The sequence below is a fragment of the Streptantibioticus ferralitis genome (genome assembly GCF_029223525.1).
Lineage (GTDB): Bacteria > Actinomycetota > Actinomycetes > Streptomycetales > Streptomycetaceae > Streptantibioticus_A > Streptantibioticus_A ferralitis.
In genome coordinates, this window is sequence record NZ_JARHTQ010000044.1 from 34,775 (window position 1) to 49,445 (window position 14,671).

14 protein-coding genes are annotated in these 14,671 nt (G+C 68.9%); 8 read left to right on the forward strand and 6 right to left on the reverse strand.

From position 1 onward, the window contains the following. Nucleotides 1–217: 217 nt before the first annotated feature. Both P2L57_RS36270 and P2L57_RS36275 read left to right on the forward strand, forming a co-directional pair. Nucleotides 218–856 (forward strand): HAD family hydrolase, encoded by a 639-nt coding sequence (locus tag P2L57_RS36270; RefSeq protein ID WP_275822130.1) that lies wholly within the window; start codon nt 218–220, stop codon nt 854–856. 270 nt (nt 857–1,126) lie between these two features. After that, nucleotides 1,127–1,960 (forward strand): pentapeptide repeat-containing protein, encoded by an 834-nt coding sequence (locus P2L57_RS36275; protein ID WP_275822132.1) that lies wholly within the window; start codon nt 1,127–1,129, stop codon nt 1,958–1,960. A 70-nt stretch (nt 1,961–2,030) separates the two neighbouring features. Here P2L57_RS36275 and P2L57_RS36280 read toward each other — a convergent pair whose 3' ends face one another. Then, a complete protein-coding gene (locus P2L57_RS36280) occupies nt 2,031–2,927 on the reverse strand; it encodes a helix-turn-helix transcriptional regulator (RefSeq protein WP_275822134.1) in 897 nt (298 codons plus the stop codon). A gap of 176 nt (nt 2,928–3,103) precedes the next feature. On the opposite strand from P2L57_RS36280, the gene P2L57_RS36285 reads away from it, so the two are divergent. After that, on the forward strand, nt 3,104–4,069 hold the full coding sequence (locus tag P2L57_RS36285) for an SDR family NAD(P)-dependent oxidoreductase (protein WP_275822136.1): 966 nt from the start codon (nt 3,104–3,106) through the stop codon (nt 4,067–4,069). A gap of 98 nt (nt 4,070–4,167) precedes the next feature. On the opposite strand, the gene P2L57_RS36290 is transcribed toward P2L57_RS36285, so the two are convergent. Continuing rightward, the gene (locus tag P2L57_RS36290; RefSeq protein ID WP_275822160.1) at nt 4,168–4,590 is read right to left on the reverse strand and encodes an NUDIX hydrolase; all 423 of its coding nucleotides are present in this window, start codon (nt 4,588–4,590) and stop codon (nt 4,168–4,170) included. Between the two features lie 142 nt (nt 4,591–4,732). Continuing rightward, nucleotides 4,733–5,017: a hypothetical protein gene (locus tag P2L57_RS36295; RefSeq protein ID WP_308292555.1), complete on the reverse strand. Its 285-nt coding sequence runs from the start codon at nt 5,015–5,017 to the stop codon at nt 4,733–4,735. Between the two features lie 311 nt (nt 5,018–5,328). Between P2L57_RS36295 and P2L57_RS36300 the strand changes: the two genes are divergently transcribed. Further along, nucleotides 5,329–5,763 carry an OsmC family peroxiredoxin gene (locus P2L57_RS36300; RefSeq protein WP_275822138.1) on the forward strand — a complete coding sequence of 145 codons (435 nt, stop codon included), beginning with the start codon at nt 5,329–5,331 and terminating at the stop codon, nt 5,761–5,763. 149 nt (nt 5,764–5,912) lie between these two features. Beyond that, nucleotides 5,913–6,698: a maleylpyruvate isomerase family mycothiol-dependent enzyme gene (locus tag P2L57_RS36305; RefSeq protein WP_308292556.1), complete on the forward strand. Its 786-nt coding sequence runs from the start codon at nt 5,913–5,915 to the stop codon at nt 6,696–6,698. Nucleotides 6,699–7,199: 501 nt separating this feature from the next. Here P2L57_RS36305 and P2L57_RS36310 read toward each other — a convergent pair. Next, the gene (locus P2L57_RS36310; protein ID WP_275822142.1) at nt 7,200–7,826 is read right to left on the reverse strand and encodes a TetR/AcrR family transcriptional regulator; all 627 of its coding nucleotides are present in this window, start codon (nt 7,824–7,826) and stop codon (nt 7,200–7,202) included. A gap of 228 nt (nt 7,827–8,054) precedes the next feature. Between P2L57_RS36310 and P2L57_RS36315 the strand changes: the two genes are divergently transcribed. Together P2L57_RS36315 and P2L57_RS36320 are read left to right on the forward strand one after the other, a co-directional pair. Further along, nucleotides 8,055–8,987 (forward strand): zinc-dependent alcohol dehydrogenase, encoded by a 933-nt coding sequence (locus tag P2L57_RS36315; RefSeq protein WP_275822144.1) that lies wholly within the window; start codon nt 8,055–8,057, stop codon nt 8,985–8,987. 296 nt (nt 8,988–9,283) lie between these two features. Further along, nucleotides 9,284–10,372 (forward strand): RDD family protein, encoded by a 1,089-nt coding sequence (locus P2L57_RS36320; protein WP_275822146.1) that lies wholly within the window; start codon nt 9,284–9,286, stop codon nt 10,370–10,372. Nucleotides 10,373–10,614: 242 nt separating this feature from the next. Here P2L57_RS36320 and P2L57_RS36325 read toward each other — a convergent pair whose 3' ends face one another. Then, entirely contained in the window at nt 10,615–11,244 is a 630-nt protein-coding gene (locus P2L57_RS36325) for a cysteine hydrolase family protein (protein WP_275822149.1), read from the reverse strand. A gap of 67 nt (nt 11,245–11,311) precedes the next feature. Continuing rightward, complete coding sequence (gene secY, locus P2L57_RS36330; protein WP_275822151.1) at nt 11,312–12,631, reverse strand: preprotein translocase subunit SecY; 1,320 nt, start codon at nt 12,629–12,631, stop codon at nt 11,312–11,314. Between the two features lie 1,029 nt (nt 12,632–13,660). Here secY and P2L57_RS36335 point away from each other — a divergent pair. Beyond that, on the forward strand, nt 13,661–14,329 hold the full coding sequence (locus P2L57_RS36335) for a hypothetical protein (RefSeq protein ID WP_275822153.1): 669 nt from the start codon (nt 13,661–13,663) through the stop codon (nt 14,327–14,329). Nucleotides 14,330–14,671 lie beyond the last annotated feature (342 nt).

Here is a 14,671-nt window from a genome sequence, read left to right on the forward strand (position 1 = left end):
CTTCGGCGAGACGAGTTCTTTCCCGCCGCGACGGCGAGCACCCCCACGCCGCAGCCCGGCGCCGCCAAACCGCCCACAGCCCAACCGGGCACACCGAAACGTCGAGGAATCCCTTCCCGCCACTACGGCGAAGGCCCGCACCTCACAGCCCGGCGCCGCCGAACGCACCGCACCCCAAACCGGCACAATCCACCGGAGAGGTCCTAGGCTGCCCGATGTGATTGAGGCCATCGTCTTCGACGTCGGCGAAACCCTGGTCAATGACGAGCGCTACTGGGCGGCCTGGGCGGACTGGCTGGGCGTCGCCCGTCACACCCTCTCCTCCCTGGTCGGTGCGGTGGTCGCACAGGGCCGCGACAACGCGGACGCCATCCGCCTGCTGCGCCCCGGCATCAACCTGCCCGCCGAGTACGCGGCCCGCGAGGCCGCCGGACGCGGCGAGCACCTCGACGAGTCCGACCTCTATCCAGATGTACGCCCCGCCCTCACCGCGCTGCGCGAACAGCGGATCGGCGTCTTCGTGGCAGGCAACCAGAGCGCCCGGGCAGCCGAGTTGCTGCGCGCCCTCGACCTCCCCGCGGACGGGGTCGCCACCTCGGGCGAGTGGGGCGTGGCCAAACCGCACCGGGAGTTCTTCGCCCGCGTAGTGGATCTCACCGGCCGCGAGCCGGAGCGGATCGTGTACGTCGGCGACTACCCCGCCATCGACATCGCCCCCGCCAAGGCCGCGGGCCTGCGCACCGCCCACATCCGCCGTGGCCCGTGGGGCCATCTGTGGGCCGACACCCCGGAGGCGGCGGCCGCGGACTGGCGCATCGACTCGCTGACCGAACTGACCGCGATCACCGCGGCCTGACCAGGACGGCCACACCCGTCTTTCCACCGGCGTCAGACCACGGCGCCGATCGCCAACCGCGAACACCGCGGTGTACGGTCTGGCGTTGGCCGGTAGCGAGGGAAGGCAAGGGTGGCGTCACGATGGCTCCGCAGCGGAGTGCTGGGCAGCGGAGTGCCGACCCCGACACGCTGACCTTCACCGAGCGGGCCCGCCGCCAGCAGCTCATGGAGTGCACGTGTGCCAGCGTCGACTGGGTCATCCAGAGCACTACGGGAAGCGGTACTCACCTTGACCCAGCAGCGTGAACTCCGTTCCACCGACGCGGCCCAGCTCAACCTGCAGGCAGACTGCGCGCGTTGCTTCGGTCTGTGCTGTGTCGCGCTGCCCTTCGCCGCCTCAGCGGATTTCGCGGTCGACAAGGACGCCGGTCAGCCGTGTACGAACCTGCGGGCGGACTTCCGCTGCGGCATCCACACCCGCCTGCGTGAGCAGGGCTTTTCCGGCTGCACCGTCTTCGACTGCTTCGGCGCGGGGCAGAAGGTCTCGCAGACGACCTTCGGCGGACAGGACTGGCGGCAGGCCCCGCACACCGCGCGGCAGATGTTCGATGTGTTTCCGGTGATGCGGCAACTCCACGAACTGCTCCGGTACTTGGCCGAAGCGCTGTCGCTGCCGTCGGCTCGCCCGCTGCACGCCGACCTGCGCCGCGCACTCGACGACACCGACCGCCGCACCCGCGGCAGCGCCGAAGCACTCGCGGAACTGGACGTGGCGGCCCTCCGCCACGACGTCAACGCACTACTGCTGCGTACCAGCGAACTGGTACGGGCAGGTGTCCCGGGCCGCAGGAAGAACCACCACGGAGCGGACCTGATGGGGGCCAAGCTCAAGGGCGCCAACCTTCGAGGCGCCAACCTCCGCGGGGCCTACCTCATCGCGGCCGACCTCAGCGGCGCCGATCTGAGAAACGCTGACCTGATCGGCGCGGACTTCCGGGACGCCGACCTGAGCGGCGCCGACCTCACCGGAAGCATCTTCCTCACCCAGTCCCAGCTCAACGCGGCCAGGGGCGATGCCGCCACCAAGCTGCCCCCGGCGCTCACCCGCCCCGCGCACTGGTAGCCGCGCCCACCGGGCGCACGGCGTCCAGGTCATCGACGGCGAGAGCCGGACGCACCGCTCCCGCTCGCCGTCAGTGCGGCGCCGATGGACGGGGGCGGTGCGGGGCGGCCGGTTCGCTGGTCCAACTGGCGAGCAGGCTCAGGGCCTGCTCGGAGGGGCTGCCGGGTTCGGCGGTGTAGATGCCGAGGACTTGCTCGGGGTCGCCGGTGACGGCCAGGGCCTCGTAGTCGAGGATGAGGTCGCCGACCAGCGGGTGGTGGAAGTGCTTGGTGCCGTAGGTACGGCGCTTGACGTCGTGGTCGGCCCACCAGGTGCGGAAGTCGGGGTCCCGTAGGGAGAGTTCACCGACGAGTTCGGCGAGCTGGGGGTCGTGGGGGTGCTGGCCGGCGTACAGGTGCAGGGCGGCGACGGCGGTGCGGGCGATGCCTTCCCAGTCGTCGTAGAGGGTGCGGGCGGCCTCGTCGAGGAAGACGAAACGGGCCATGTTCCGCTCGCGCCGGGGCAGGGCGTCGAAGTCGGTGTAGAGGGCGCGGGCCAGCCGGTTGGTGGCGAGGACATCGGTGCGGCGGCCGACGACCAGCGCCGGGACGTCGTTCATGGTCTCCAGGATCCGGTACAGGGCGGGGCGTACCCGTTGGGGCGGCATAGGGCGGGGCCGGGTTCGGGCGGGCCTGGCCAGGGCGAACAGGTGACTGCGTTCGTCGCCGGTCAGCCGCAGCGCGCGAGCGATGGCGTCGAGCACGGCCTCGGAGACGTTGATGTCACGGCCGCGCTCCAGCCGTATGTAGTAGTCGACGCTGACCCCGGCGAGCTGGGCTACCTCCTCGCGGCGCAGCCCCGGTACCCGGCGGGTGGTCGGCAGGGGCGTCAGACCGGCCTGCTCAGGGGAGGTCTTGGCGCGGCGGGTACGGAGGAACGCTCCGATTTCGGTCGTCCGATCGCTTGCCGCGGACCGGTGGGCATCCATGCCCTCCACGCTACGACGCTCACCGCGTCGGTACGGGCGGTAAAGGGGTACTGCCGGACCCCCGGCTGGACCATGCCCCTTCCACCGCTGTGACCAGCGGTTTCGGCTGCTTGTCTGGAAGGCGGACACGATCCGTTCCGCCGTTGGGCGGCGGGGCACGCAGAAAGGTTGATCCCATGACCGAGCACGGACGCATCACCACCCCGTTCGACGCGCAGACCACCGCAGCGGAGGTCGTGGCAGGCGTCGACCTGACCGGCCGCCGAGCGATCGTCACCGGCGGCTCCTCGGGCATCGGTGTGCAGACCGCACGCGCCCTGGCCGCCGCCGGGGCCGAGGTGACGCTCGCCGTCCGCGACACCGACGCAGGTGCGAGAACGGCCGCCGACATCACCGCCACCACGGGCAACGACCAGGTCCTGGTCGCCCCGCTCGACCTGTCCGACCAGGCGTCGGTCGCCGCTTTCGTGACCGGATGGCAGGGCCCGCTGCACATCCTGGTCGCCAACGCCGGTGTCATGGCCTCCCCCGAGACACGCACCGCGGAAGGGTGGGAGCTGCAGTTCGCCACCAACCACCTCGGCCACTTCGCGCTCACCACCGGTCTGCACCAGGCCCTCAAGGCGGCCGGTGCCGCCCGGGTCGTCGTCGTCAGCTCGGTCGGCCACATCAACGGCGAGGTCCGCTTCGACGACATCCACTTCGATCGCCACCCCTACGACGCCTGGGCCGCCTACAGCCAGTCCAAGACGGCCAACATCCTGTTCGCGGTCGAGGCCGCCAAGCGCTGGGCCGACGACGGCATCTGCGTCAACGCCCTCAACCCCGGCCGGATCGCCAGCACCAACCTCGCCCGGCACATCGGCGTGCCCACCAACGCCCCGGCCTCCTTCGAGCCCGGCCAGAGCGCCGGCGTGTCAGAGAAGACCATTGAGCAGGGCGCCGCAACATCCGTGCTGCTCGCGGCCTCGCCGCTGGTCGACGGCGTCACCGGCCGATACTTCGAGGACTGCGACGAGGCCGCCCCGCACCAGCCGGGCATCCGCCGCGGCGTGGCCGACCACGCCCTGGACGAGCAGAAGGCGGCACGCCTGTGGCAGGTCTCCCTCGACACGCTCACCGCGGCCAAGACCACCGCCTGACCGCACCATGCCGACGTCGACAAGGCCTTTCCCTCCTCACTCAGGCGGTGTCGGGAGTCACTCAGGGGGTGTCGGGAGTCACTCAGCGGTCTCGGGAGTCACTCAGGGGGTGTCGGGAGGAGCTTCACACCGTCATGCGCCCGCACCGCGGGCGGCGACGCCGCGTCAAGCGCGTCCAGGACCCGGATCGCGTAGGCCTCATCGGCGAGTTGGGCCACCTCCTCGCGGGTGGCCCAGCGCAGTGCGCGAGTCTCCTCGCCGATGGTGGGGCTGCCGTCGATCGCCTCGCAACGGAAGACCAGCGAGACGACCAGGCCCGTCATGTTCTTGTAGACGCCGGTGAGGGCCGCGGGGAGCGCGATCTTGATACCGGTCTCCTCCCACACCTCGCGCCGGAGGCCGTCCGGGACCGTCTCCCCCGCCTCCAGAACACCGCCCGGCGGCTCCCAATGCCCGTTGTCCCGCCGCTGGACCAGCAGGGCCCGGCCCCGATCATCGACGATGACTCCGGCAACGCTCACGGAGTGCGGACGCTGGATGCTCACGGTGCCCGGGCTCCTACCCGCCATTGTCATACCCCCCGCGTACCGTGCTTCCTGTCCCCGCTGCTGGCTGCTCGGGGTAGCCCCGCCGGTTCTCCGGCGGGGCAACATTCTCACCGGCCTACGCCGCCCAGGCACCGCGCCGGGCCGCCACCGCGTCCGTATGGGCCTGGGTCGTCAGCTCGTCCTCACCGATCCCCAACTCGGCGGGCACAGCGCGCAGATCGCCCGGCGCCGCCTGCAACTCCCCGTCCGGAACCAGCGTCTCGACCTCGATGCGCGTCCCGTCGATCTCCGTAACCCACACCCCAGTAGCCAGCATCCGACGACCGGCCGCCTCGAACTCGTAGCTGCGGCAACGCTTCTCGAACTCGATGGCCGGAACGTAGCCGGGACCGCGGAGCATCGCGTGACCGCGCCCGGATCCTCCACCGCGGTCTCGTGCTCGGGCTTCGACCCCGACGCCTGGTCCACCCGGGCTTCCTTGTAGGTGAGGACCGCCCGCGTCGCATCCGGACCGCACCCCGTCCGCACCTTCGATCGGGCGGGGACAGGCGGCTGGCGCCGTCGCGCACCCGGACCGCGGCGCCACCCGGACGGCAGCCTGTCGGCTGGTCGTGCGGTACGGCGCGTCGCAAGCCCGGGCCGACCGTCGTGGGGCGGACGATCGGGGAGACGCCGTCCGTCCACAGGATCCGTACACAGGAGGCATTCATCGTGGCCACCACGCGCATCGCGCACACCGAGTGGGAAGGCGAACTGCTCAAGGGCTTCGGGGAGGTCACGTTCGACTCCTCGGGCGTCGGCCACTTCCCAGTGACCTGGGCTTCTCGCGCCGAGGACCCCAACGGGAAGACCAGCCCCGAGGAACTGATCGCCGCCGCCCACTCCAGCTGCTTCTCGATGGCTCTGGCGAACATTCTCACCAGGGCCGGGACTCCGCCGACGCAGCTCACGACGAAGGCCGCGGTCACCTTCGAGCCGGGCCCCGGCATCACCGGAATCCATCTCACGGTAGAGGGCCAGGTGCTCGGTATCGACGAGGCCGCATTCAAGGCGGCGGCCGAGGACGCGAAGGCCAACTGCCCGGTGAGCAAGGCCCTCGCGGGCACGCCGATCTCGCTCACCTCCGCCCTCTCCGCCCTGTCCTGACACCGCGCACGCGGCACCGCGCCCCCTCCGCACTTCGGCCTGAGGGGGCGTTCGCGCGACCGGGGTGCTGGTCGTTCGCCGTCCCTGGACAGATGTACGGGTCTGGTCCATGCTCGTCGTCCATGACCGCCCCCCATCATGAGCCTTCGGTGCGATCAAGGCTGTCCAAAGCCATCGGCGCCGTAGCGGAGGACATCGCCGAGTTGCTCCGGTCGTGTACAGACGCCGCGGTGCCCATTCCCGGCGCCGAGTGGACCGTCGCGGAGTCCGCGGCACATCTCGTCCTGGCGAACGAGCTGATGGCGGCTCTCGCCGCGGGACGCGAGCAGACCTACGGCGATGGCACCCCGCAGGGCCTCGCGGCGGCCAACGCCGCTTCGCTGGCCGACTTCACCGAACGCGACCCGGCCGTCCTGGCGGCCGGGATCGTCCAGCACGCGCAGGCGTTCACCGAGGCGGCAGACCTGCGGTCAGCGGACGAACCGACGGTGACCCCGCTCGGGCCCATGGACCTGGGAACCCTGGGCTCCTACCTGCTGACCCACATGCTCGGCCACGGCTACGACATCGCCACGGCCCTGGGGCGACCGCACATGATCGACCGCGACCGGGTCGATCTGGCGCTGCCGTTCCTGATCACGGCGATGCCCTGGGTCAGCGACGCGCGTGCCGCCGCCGGGCACAGCGCCTGTTACGAGCTGCGGGTGCGCGGCCTGTCCCGATTCGCGGTGACGTTCACCGACGGCGCCGCGGTCGTGAGCGTCGAGCCCCCGCGCCGCCCCGACTGCACGATCGCGTCCGAGCCGGTCACGTTCTTCCTGCTCGCCCTCGGCAGGCGCAGCGCCACGGGTGCCATCGCCCGCGGCAAGATCCTCGCCTGGGGGCGCAAGCCCTGGCTGGCCCCTCGCTTCCCCACGCTGTTCAGGGCGCCGTAGCGAAAGGCCCCGAGGCTTCCGCGCTTCGGGGCTTCGCCTCTGGTGGGCACGGACAGAACGGATCCGGCACACCAGCCGACAGCGCTGGCGCCAGCGCAGGGCTGTCGGCGCACGTCGAGAGTGCGACGGGCACATCCCGACTGCAGCCCGTACAGACGCGGCGACGCTGAACCCAGCCAGTGGCCTCGGCGTACGCCTCGCAGCGGGGGATACCGTGATGCTCGACGGCTGTGACGAGCTCGACCGGAATCGAACCCAGCCCGAAGCTGAGCATCCTGTCGTGCGGCACGCCGCGTTCCGTGCAATCCGAGTCGTCCGGCCTGCCAAATTTGGGTGGACGAAAGGTGTTTGGCTTGGTCACGGCCGTCATCTTCGGGTCGCAGTCCTGCGCCGGGCCAATCCGAGGCCGCCGCTGGACTGGGATCATCCACGCCGCTGTGCTTGGAGCGGAGGGAGCCGGGCCAAACTCTCCCGGATCGCGCCACTGAGCTACAGGGCGGGTCAGCGCGTTTCTTCGACCAGCGCGCGGAATCCCGTGAGCAGCGCGTTGAGACCGACTTCGAACTCGTCGTCACTGCCGACGTCGGCGAGTTCGTCGGCATGCCGGACGAGCAGCGGAAGCGCTGAGCCGTCCCGTGAGCCGAACAGCAGGCGGCGGTGACGGCGCTCGTCGGCTTCCGACGCGTCCAACCTTTGGTTGAACTGCACCGAGCCGACGATGAACGTGGCGAGCGAGGACGCGGCGGCGTACGCGTGGCGGGGGCTCAACCCGGCGCGGATGAACAGTTCAAGGGCGTACTCCTGCCCGGCCAGCGAGTTGGGCCCGAGTCGTTCGGTCCCGCTCAGGAGCGAGGCCAGGCCGGGGTGCCGCCGCAGGTGCGCACGGAACAGGCGTGCGGACCACGCCGCCTTGCCCGTCCAGTCCAGGGTGTCGGGCGGGGGTGCGCTCGCCACGTCCAACGCCCGGTCGGCGAGCAGGGTGACGAGTTCCTCCCGGTCGCGTACGTGGTGGTAGAGCGACGATGGCTTGCAGCAGAGCACTTGGGCGACGCTGCGCATCGTCAGCGCAGCCGCTCCCTGGGCATCGAGAAGCGCCATGGCCGCGTCGAGGATGGCCTCGAGCGTCAAGGATCTGCGTCGCCGGTGCTGAGCAGGCTCCTTTTCGCGCGCCAGCCACCATGCCGCCGTTCCCGGCCTCGGCTCGGTCGGCGCTTCTTCCAGCGGGGCCGTTCCCGCTGCTGCGGTCGTCGTCGGTTCGTGCACCCGGCCAAGGCTAGTGTCCGGCGGTGCCGTTATCCTTAAACGAACGTTGTTCGGATAACATCCGGACGCCTTAAGCCTTGAGGGGAGCAGGACATGCGCGCTGTAGTGAACACCGCCGAGGGAATCCGCGTCATCAACGCCGACGAGCCGGATGGAGTAGGGGCACGGCTGTCGGTCGCGTCAGCGGGGATCTGCGGTACCGACGTCAACTTCGTCGCCGCGGGCATCACCGGATTCGTCTACGGCCACGAATTCGCAGGCGTCGACGAAAGCGGCGCGGCCTACTTCGTCGAACCGAACATCTACGGAGGGCAGTGCGAGGAGTGCAAGGCCGGTGACACTCAACGTTGCACCGAAGCGGGTCACGCCTACCTGGGGATGTTCGCCGACGGAGGCATGGTCGAGACGATCATCGTCCCGGAGTTCACCCTGCTGGAGCTGCCTGAACACCTGGACGTCAGGGATGCCTGCCTGGTCGAGCCGGGCTCGATCGCCTGGCATGCGCTGCGCCGGGCGCAGGTACGCCCCGGGGAACGCCTCCTCGTGGTCGGCGGCGGCTCGATAGGACTGCTCGCGGCCGCGGCGGCCCGGCACCACGGACTCGACGTCGACCTGGACACTCGGCATGACCACCAGACAGCGGCCGCCGAGCGGCTGGGGGCGGGTCGGCCGAACGGCTTCTACGACGTGGTACTCGACGCCGCGGGCAGTGAATCCAGCTTGGTCGCCGCCGCGCAGGCGGCGCGGCCGGGGGGCCGGATCGTCTCCCTCGGCGTGTACATGGACGCCATGCCGATCCCCGGCATCCTGAGCCTCAACAAGGAGCTCACATACATCAACAGCATTTCCTACGGACGGTGGGACGGAGTACGCGAGGTCGAAGAAGTCGCATCCATGCTGGCCGAGAACCTGGAAATCGCACAGACCATCATCACGCACCGATACCCCATCGCCGACGCCCGCGAGGCGTTCCGTGTCGCGGCCGACCGAAGCGCTGGCGCGATCAAGGTGGTCATCGAGCCCTGACCTCTGATGAAAGCCCTCCCCATGGCCCCTCCCCGATCTCCGGCATGGTCAGGTTGGCAGACAGGCAGCGCAGTACCCGAATCTCACTGTCGCTCAGCGGCTCTGGTGTCCTGAGTCGAGAAAGCCACGGCGGAAGAAGCGCCACAGGCGGGTGGCGGTGGCTCGTTCGCCCCGCCGCGGTGCGCTTCCAGTGGCTGGCTGAGCGGTCGAGATTGAACTGCCGTGACTGCTGGGCTGCGTATGTCAACTATCGCTATCGTGACGGGTTGGTCGAGTAGTCGCTTCGGGGGGATGCCGTGTCAGCAGACATACCGGACTTGGGGACACCGGGCTCGAAGGTTCCGACGGGTAGGCCGTCACCATGGCGTCGCCTGCTCGCGTGGTTGCTCGACTTCGCCATCGTTCTCACCGTGGCGGTGCTGATCGGCAGCTTCACCTTCCACCGGATCGCCGGCCAGGTGACCGGCCTTGGCGTGGTCGGGGAGAGCGTCTGGCGGATCCTCAGCTCTCGTGGGAACCTGCCCGGGACAGCCGAGGGCGTCGGTTTGTCCATTTGGGACACCACCGTCCTCGATGTCGAGGAGGCTTTCGGCGCCCTGCTGCTCTTCGCCTTCCTCTACCAGTTCGTGGCCCTCATGTGGACCCGCCGCACAGTGGGCAAGGCGCTGGCAGGTCTGCGCGTCGCACCTGACGGACCGCGGATGTCGGGCCCACTGGGACGGCGGCGTGCGGCTGTACGCGCCCTCGTCACCGCCGTGACCGATGTCGGCTGCTATGCCGTGGCCTGCTGCGTACTGCTCGACGGCGACTTCGCACTCGCCGTGCTGTGCTGGGTGATCGCGGTTGTCATTTTCTGGCTCAATGCCCTGGCCACGCTGTTCGGTACCGGCCGCTCCCTCGCCGACCGCTTGGCCGGCACCTCAGTCACCGGCGTGCAATTGTTGCCCTCCGTCGCGTACGCCGCCGCCGAGAGGGGCCAAACCGTGTGGCGAGGGGGCCGCCAGGTTGCCCAGCAGGTCGCCGACCATGAACGGCTGCGCCAGATCACGGAGTCGGACCAAGCCCGCCGCGTGGCCGACCTCGGCCGGGCGGCCGCTCGCGGCGGTAGGAGCGCATGGGAGGGGACTCGCCAAGGCGCGCAGGGAGGTGCGCAGCGGGCGACGGACCGTGCCCGCCAGATCGCTGAGTCCGAGCTCGGACGTGCAGCGGCCGACAAGGGTCGCTCCGCTCTCGTCCGAGCCAGATCCGCCGCCCGCCTCCGGCGAGCCAAGCCGGAACAGCATCCTCTGCCCCCGCCCCCGCCCGGCAGCTTCGGTCCCCCTCCGCCGCCTGGCTTCGGCCCGCTGCCAGCCTCGCCCCCGCCGGACCTGCCGCCGGAGCAGTAACCGCCTCGAACCTCCTACTCATCGCTTCAGTACGGGATCGGCCGAGCCAACTCGTCGCAAACGACATGGTGTTCACCACTCGCGCCAGCCGGGCCCGTCGAAGTCAGCAACGACTTGCGAGGCGCTGACGACCGCCTCCGGCCACCCCGTTGATGTCGGACGCGGAGGTCGAAGGCCCCGAAGCCTGATCGCCGTGATGGCGGCCAAGTAGGCTGCCCCACCGGCCAGTTGCCCGGCCAGGATCACGACCGCGCTTCCTTGAACGCGGTGACAAGTTGGTCCGTGTGGACGATGGCGTGCGCGAAGGTGGGGCCGTTCAACTCATGGGCGGCGTACAGCATTTCGGGGAGGAAGGCGGCGGTGGCGTCGCGGACCAGCGTCACGTGGTAGCCGAGTTCCATGGCGAAACGGCTGGTGGACTCGATACAGGTGTTCGCCAGCAGGCCGACGACCACCACGTGGGTGATGCCGTGCTGCTTGAGCTGGAGGTCCAGGTCGGTGTTGGCGAACCCGCTCTGCGCCCAGTGCTCGTGGGCGACGATGTCGCCTTCCTGCGGCTGGAAGTCGGGGTGGAACTCACCACCCCAGGTACCGCGGGCGAAGCTGTGCCGCTTCATGATGGCCCGCTGGGTCGGGTTCGGGTGATCCCATGTCTCGTAGTCGCCCGGCTCCCAGCGGCGGTGCGGGACGAACACCACTTGTACGCCGGCCTCGCGGGCGGAAGCGATCACGGAACGCAGGTGGTCCAGCAGGCCGACCTCCTTCGCCACGGGCTCCAGCCTGGGCCAGATCTTGCCGCCCTCGGAGAGGAAGTCGTTGTAGGGATCGACCAGCAGAACCGCCGTGCGGCGGGGGTCATAGGTCTGGGCCACGGTCTCTCCTCAGATCTGGTGCCGCCCTCGCCGCCGGTCGCCAGCAGGCCCAACCAGGACGTAAGCGTCAGCGGAGGAACCCTTCGTAGCTGCGCTGCTGGAGCTGGCTCTCGATCTGCTTCACGGTCTCCAGGCCGACACCCACGATGATGAGGATGCTGGTGCCTCCGAAGGGGAAGTTGTTGGCGCTTCCCTGGAAGAACGCGATCGCCACCGTGGGCACGAGGGCGATCAGGCCCAGGTAGAGCGAGCCCGGCCAGGTGATCCGGTTGAGCACATAGCTCAGGTACTCCGCCGTGGGGCGACCGGCCCGGATACCTGGGATGAAGCCGCCATACTTATTCATGTTGTCGGCAACTTCCGCGGGGTTGAAGGAAATGGACACGTAGAAGAAGGCGAAGAAGACGATCAGCAGGAAGTACAGGGTCAGGTAGATCGGGTGGTCACCCTTGGTCAGGTTGGTACTGATCCACTGTGCCCACCCGGACGTGGAGTTTCTGCTGAACTGAACGACCAGGGCCGGAACGTAGAGCAGCGACGACGCGAAGATGACCGGGATGACACCGGCCTGGTTGACCTTGACCGGGATGTACGTCGCTGTACCGCCGTAGGACCGGCGGCCGATCATGCGTTTCGCGTACTGGACCGGGATCCGGCGCTGGGCCTGCTCGACGAAGACCACCAGGCAGACCATGACCAGGCCGACCGCGATCACGATGGCGAACTCGCCCCAACCGCCGACGATCTTGCCGGACTTCTTGATCCCCCACAGCGCGCTGGGGAACCCGGCCGCGATCGAGGTGAACATCAGGATCGACATGCCGTTGCCGATACCGCGGTCGGTGATGAGCTCACCGAGCCACATGACCAGGACAGTGCCCGCGGTCATCGAGATGACCATGATCGCGGTCCGGAAGATCGAGGTGTCCGGGATGATCTGGCCGCTGACCGTACAGGTGCGGAAGAGCGTGCCGCTCTGCGCGGTCGCGATCAAGCCGGTGCCCTGCAGCACGGCGAGTGCCAGCGTCAGGTACCGGGTGTACTGGGTGATCTTCGTCTGGCCCGCCTGGCCCTCCTTCTTCAGGGCCTCCAGGCGCGGAATGACCACGGTGAGCAGCTGCAGGATGATGCTCGCCGTGATGTACGGCACGATGCCGAGTGCGAAGATCGTCAGCTGCAGCAGCGCACCGCCGCTGAACAGGTTGACTATGCCGAAGAGGCCGCCGTTGCCCCCGGCCTCCTTGATGCATGTGTTGACATTGTGGTAGTCGATGCCCGGCACCGGAATGTGCGCGCCGAACCTGTACAGCGCCAGGATGCCGAGCGTGAACAGCAGCTTTTTGCGCAGGTCAGGCGTCTTGAACGCCTGGGCAAAACCGGTAAGCACGTGGTACCTCCTGCGCCTACCAGATCGCGCCGGGAGGAGAGGCCCGTCGCGAGGTGGACAGGTTCCTATCAGCCAGTGTCCGCCATTGGCGCCGCGTACGCACAATCTCCGTCCCGCGCAATCTCCGTCCCGCACAATGTCCGTCCAGAGCTGCCGGTGCTCGCCGCATTTCCCGGTCGTGGACCCCGGAGAGAAGTGGCCGACGGAGAATCCGAGTCCAGCGCCTCTGCGCGAGGATTTCGGGGAACACCCGCCAGGGCCTTTCAGAACCCGGGCTACAGTTCCCGGCTCCGCCGCATGAGCCAGCTCCACAACTGCCGTGACCTGGTCCATGGAGCATCAGCTTGGGAACTGAGATCCTGGGCGATTCGCTGAGGTACGCAGCCGTTGATGTCAGACCTAGATGTCGGCTTGGTCCTCGTATGGAACAACGCTGTCAGTCCTCGGCGTTGGCAGACCGGTCAGTAGATCCATCGCCTGATTGTGGAACTGACGCTCGGCACGAAGACAGCCTCTACTCGGCTGCAGCCGTGGTCTTTCAGGTACTGCTGCAGCGCGTCTCTATCGCCGGTGGTCTCCCACACCGGCCGGGCCGCCTCAACCATCTCGGCAATGCGCGCTTCCCGTGCTGGGCCCAGAGCCACGTGACCCCCTCTGACAATGAAAGCCACGATACCGGGCGGCAGCCGACGGGTACCCGCACGTGATGCCACACGTAGCTCCGCGCCGTCGTTGCAGCTGCCGCCGTCGGCGGTGCCAGGACCGCCGCCTGCCGTTCTCTCCGTCACGAGGGTGTCCTCCGACAACTGCCGCACTCTCTCGCGGTAGCGCTGGGATGGCCAACGCCCCCTCAGGTGCCCGGCAGACGCGAAGCCGAGGCCAGCGGGCCATGCGGGTGGCGTCTCGGCGATGTCGCGCGACATCGGGGGTGGGTGCCGACTTGAATGATTCGGTAATCACACAATTGCGGTCTGTGTTGGCGCTGCGGGTGTTGTGCGCGGGTCACTTTGTCATGGAGAGGAGTCGTCGGTGCCTAAACGCAACGGCCTGCAGCCCGCCTCGGGTGGGCTGCGGCACGAGACCGGGGAGTCGCAGTCGTGGTCGCGGCTATGGCTGGCGGCGTTGGTGCTGCTGGCGGGGCTGGCCCTGCCTGCGCTCACGCCGGTCCAGCCCGCCCACGCCGCTACCGGGCGTACGTCCGCCTCGGCGCGGGTGTCCGTGCAACCGAGTCAGCCGTCGTTGGCCATCGCCAAAACGCACGAGGGGAGGTTCGTGCAAGGCAGGAAAGGCGTGTACACGATCAACGTGGGCAACGACGGGTCCGGCCCGACCGACGGCACCCCGGTCATCGTCCACGACACGCTTCCCAGAGAACTCGTCCCCGTCAGCATGACCGGCGCGGGCTGGGACTGCACCTTGTCCACCTTGACCTGCACGAACAGCGCTGTCCTTGGCGCCGGGTTTGCCTACACGCCCATCACCTTGACAGTAAAGATCACCTGTCACGCCCGTGGCACGGTCACCAACCGCGCCACGGTGACCGGTGGCGGTGACACCACCATCCACACCGCCACCAACACCACCACCATCAGGCGAAGCGAACGCTGCCACCACCACCATCATCATCACCACCGCCACCACCATCACCGCCACCACCATCACCGCCACCACCACCGGGACGGCTGGCATCGGCACTAGGGCAAGGTCCGCTGCAGACACTGGCGGCCGCAGCGCACAAGCAAGTCCCAGCGCGGGAACTGGTCCCCCAACAGGAACTGGCCCCACAACGGCGCGGCCCAACCCCAGGGGCGCAAATAGGGGCTCGAATGACGGTCCCCAACCCCCAGACGACCGCACGCTGAAGAGCTCAACACCAGCCGCCGCCCGCGCCCCCCTGCAAGGGGCGCGGACGGCGGGTCTGACACGAAAATAGAGCTGTTCCCGCGCTCAGGTAGCTGCGATCGGTTCGAAGCGGACGGTCAGCCCGAGGCTGTTGGCTTCCCTCATTATGCGGCGCATGGCGCGCTCGGGGTCACGCTT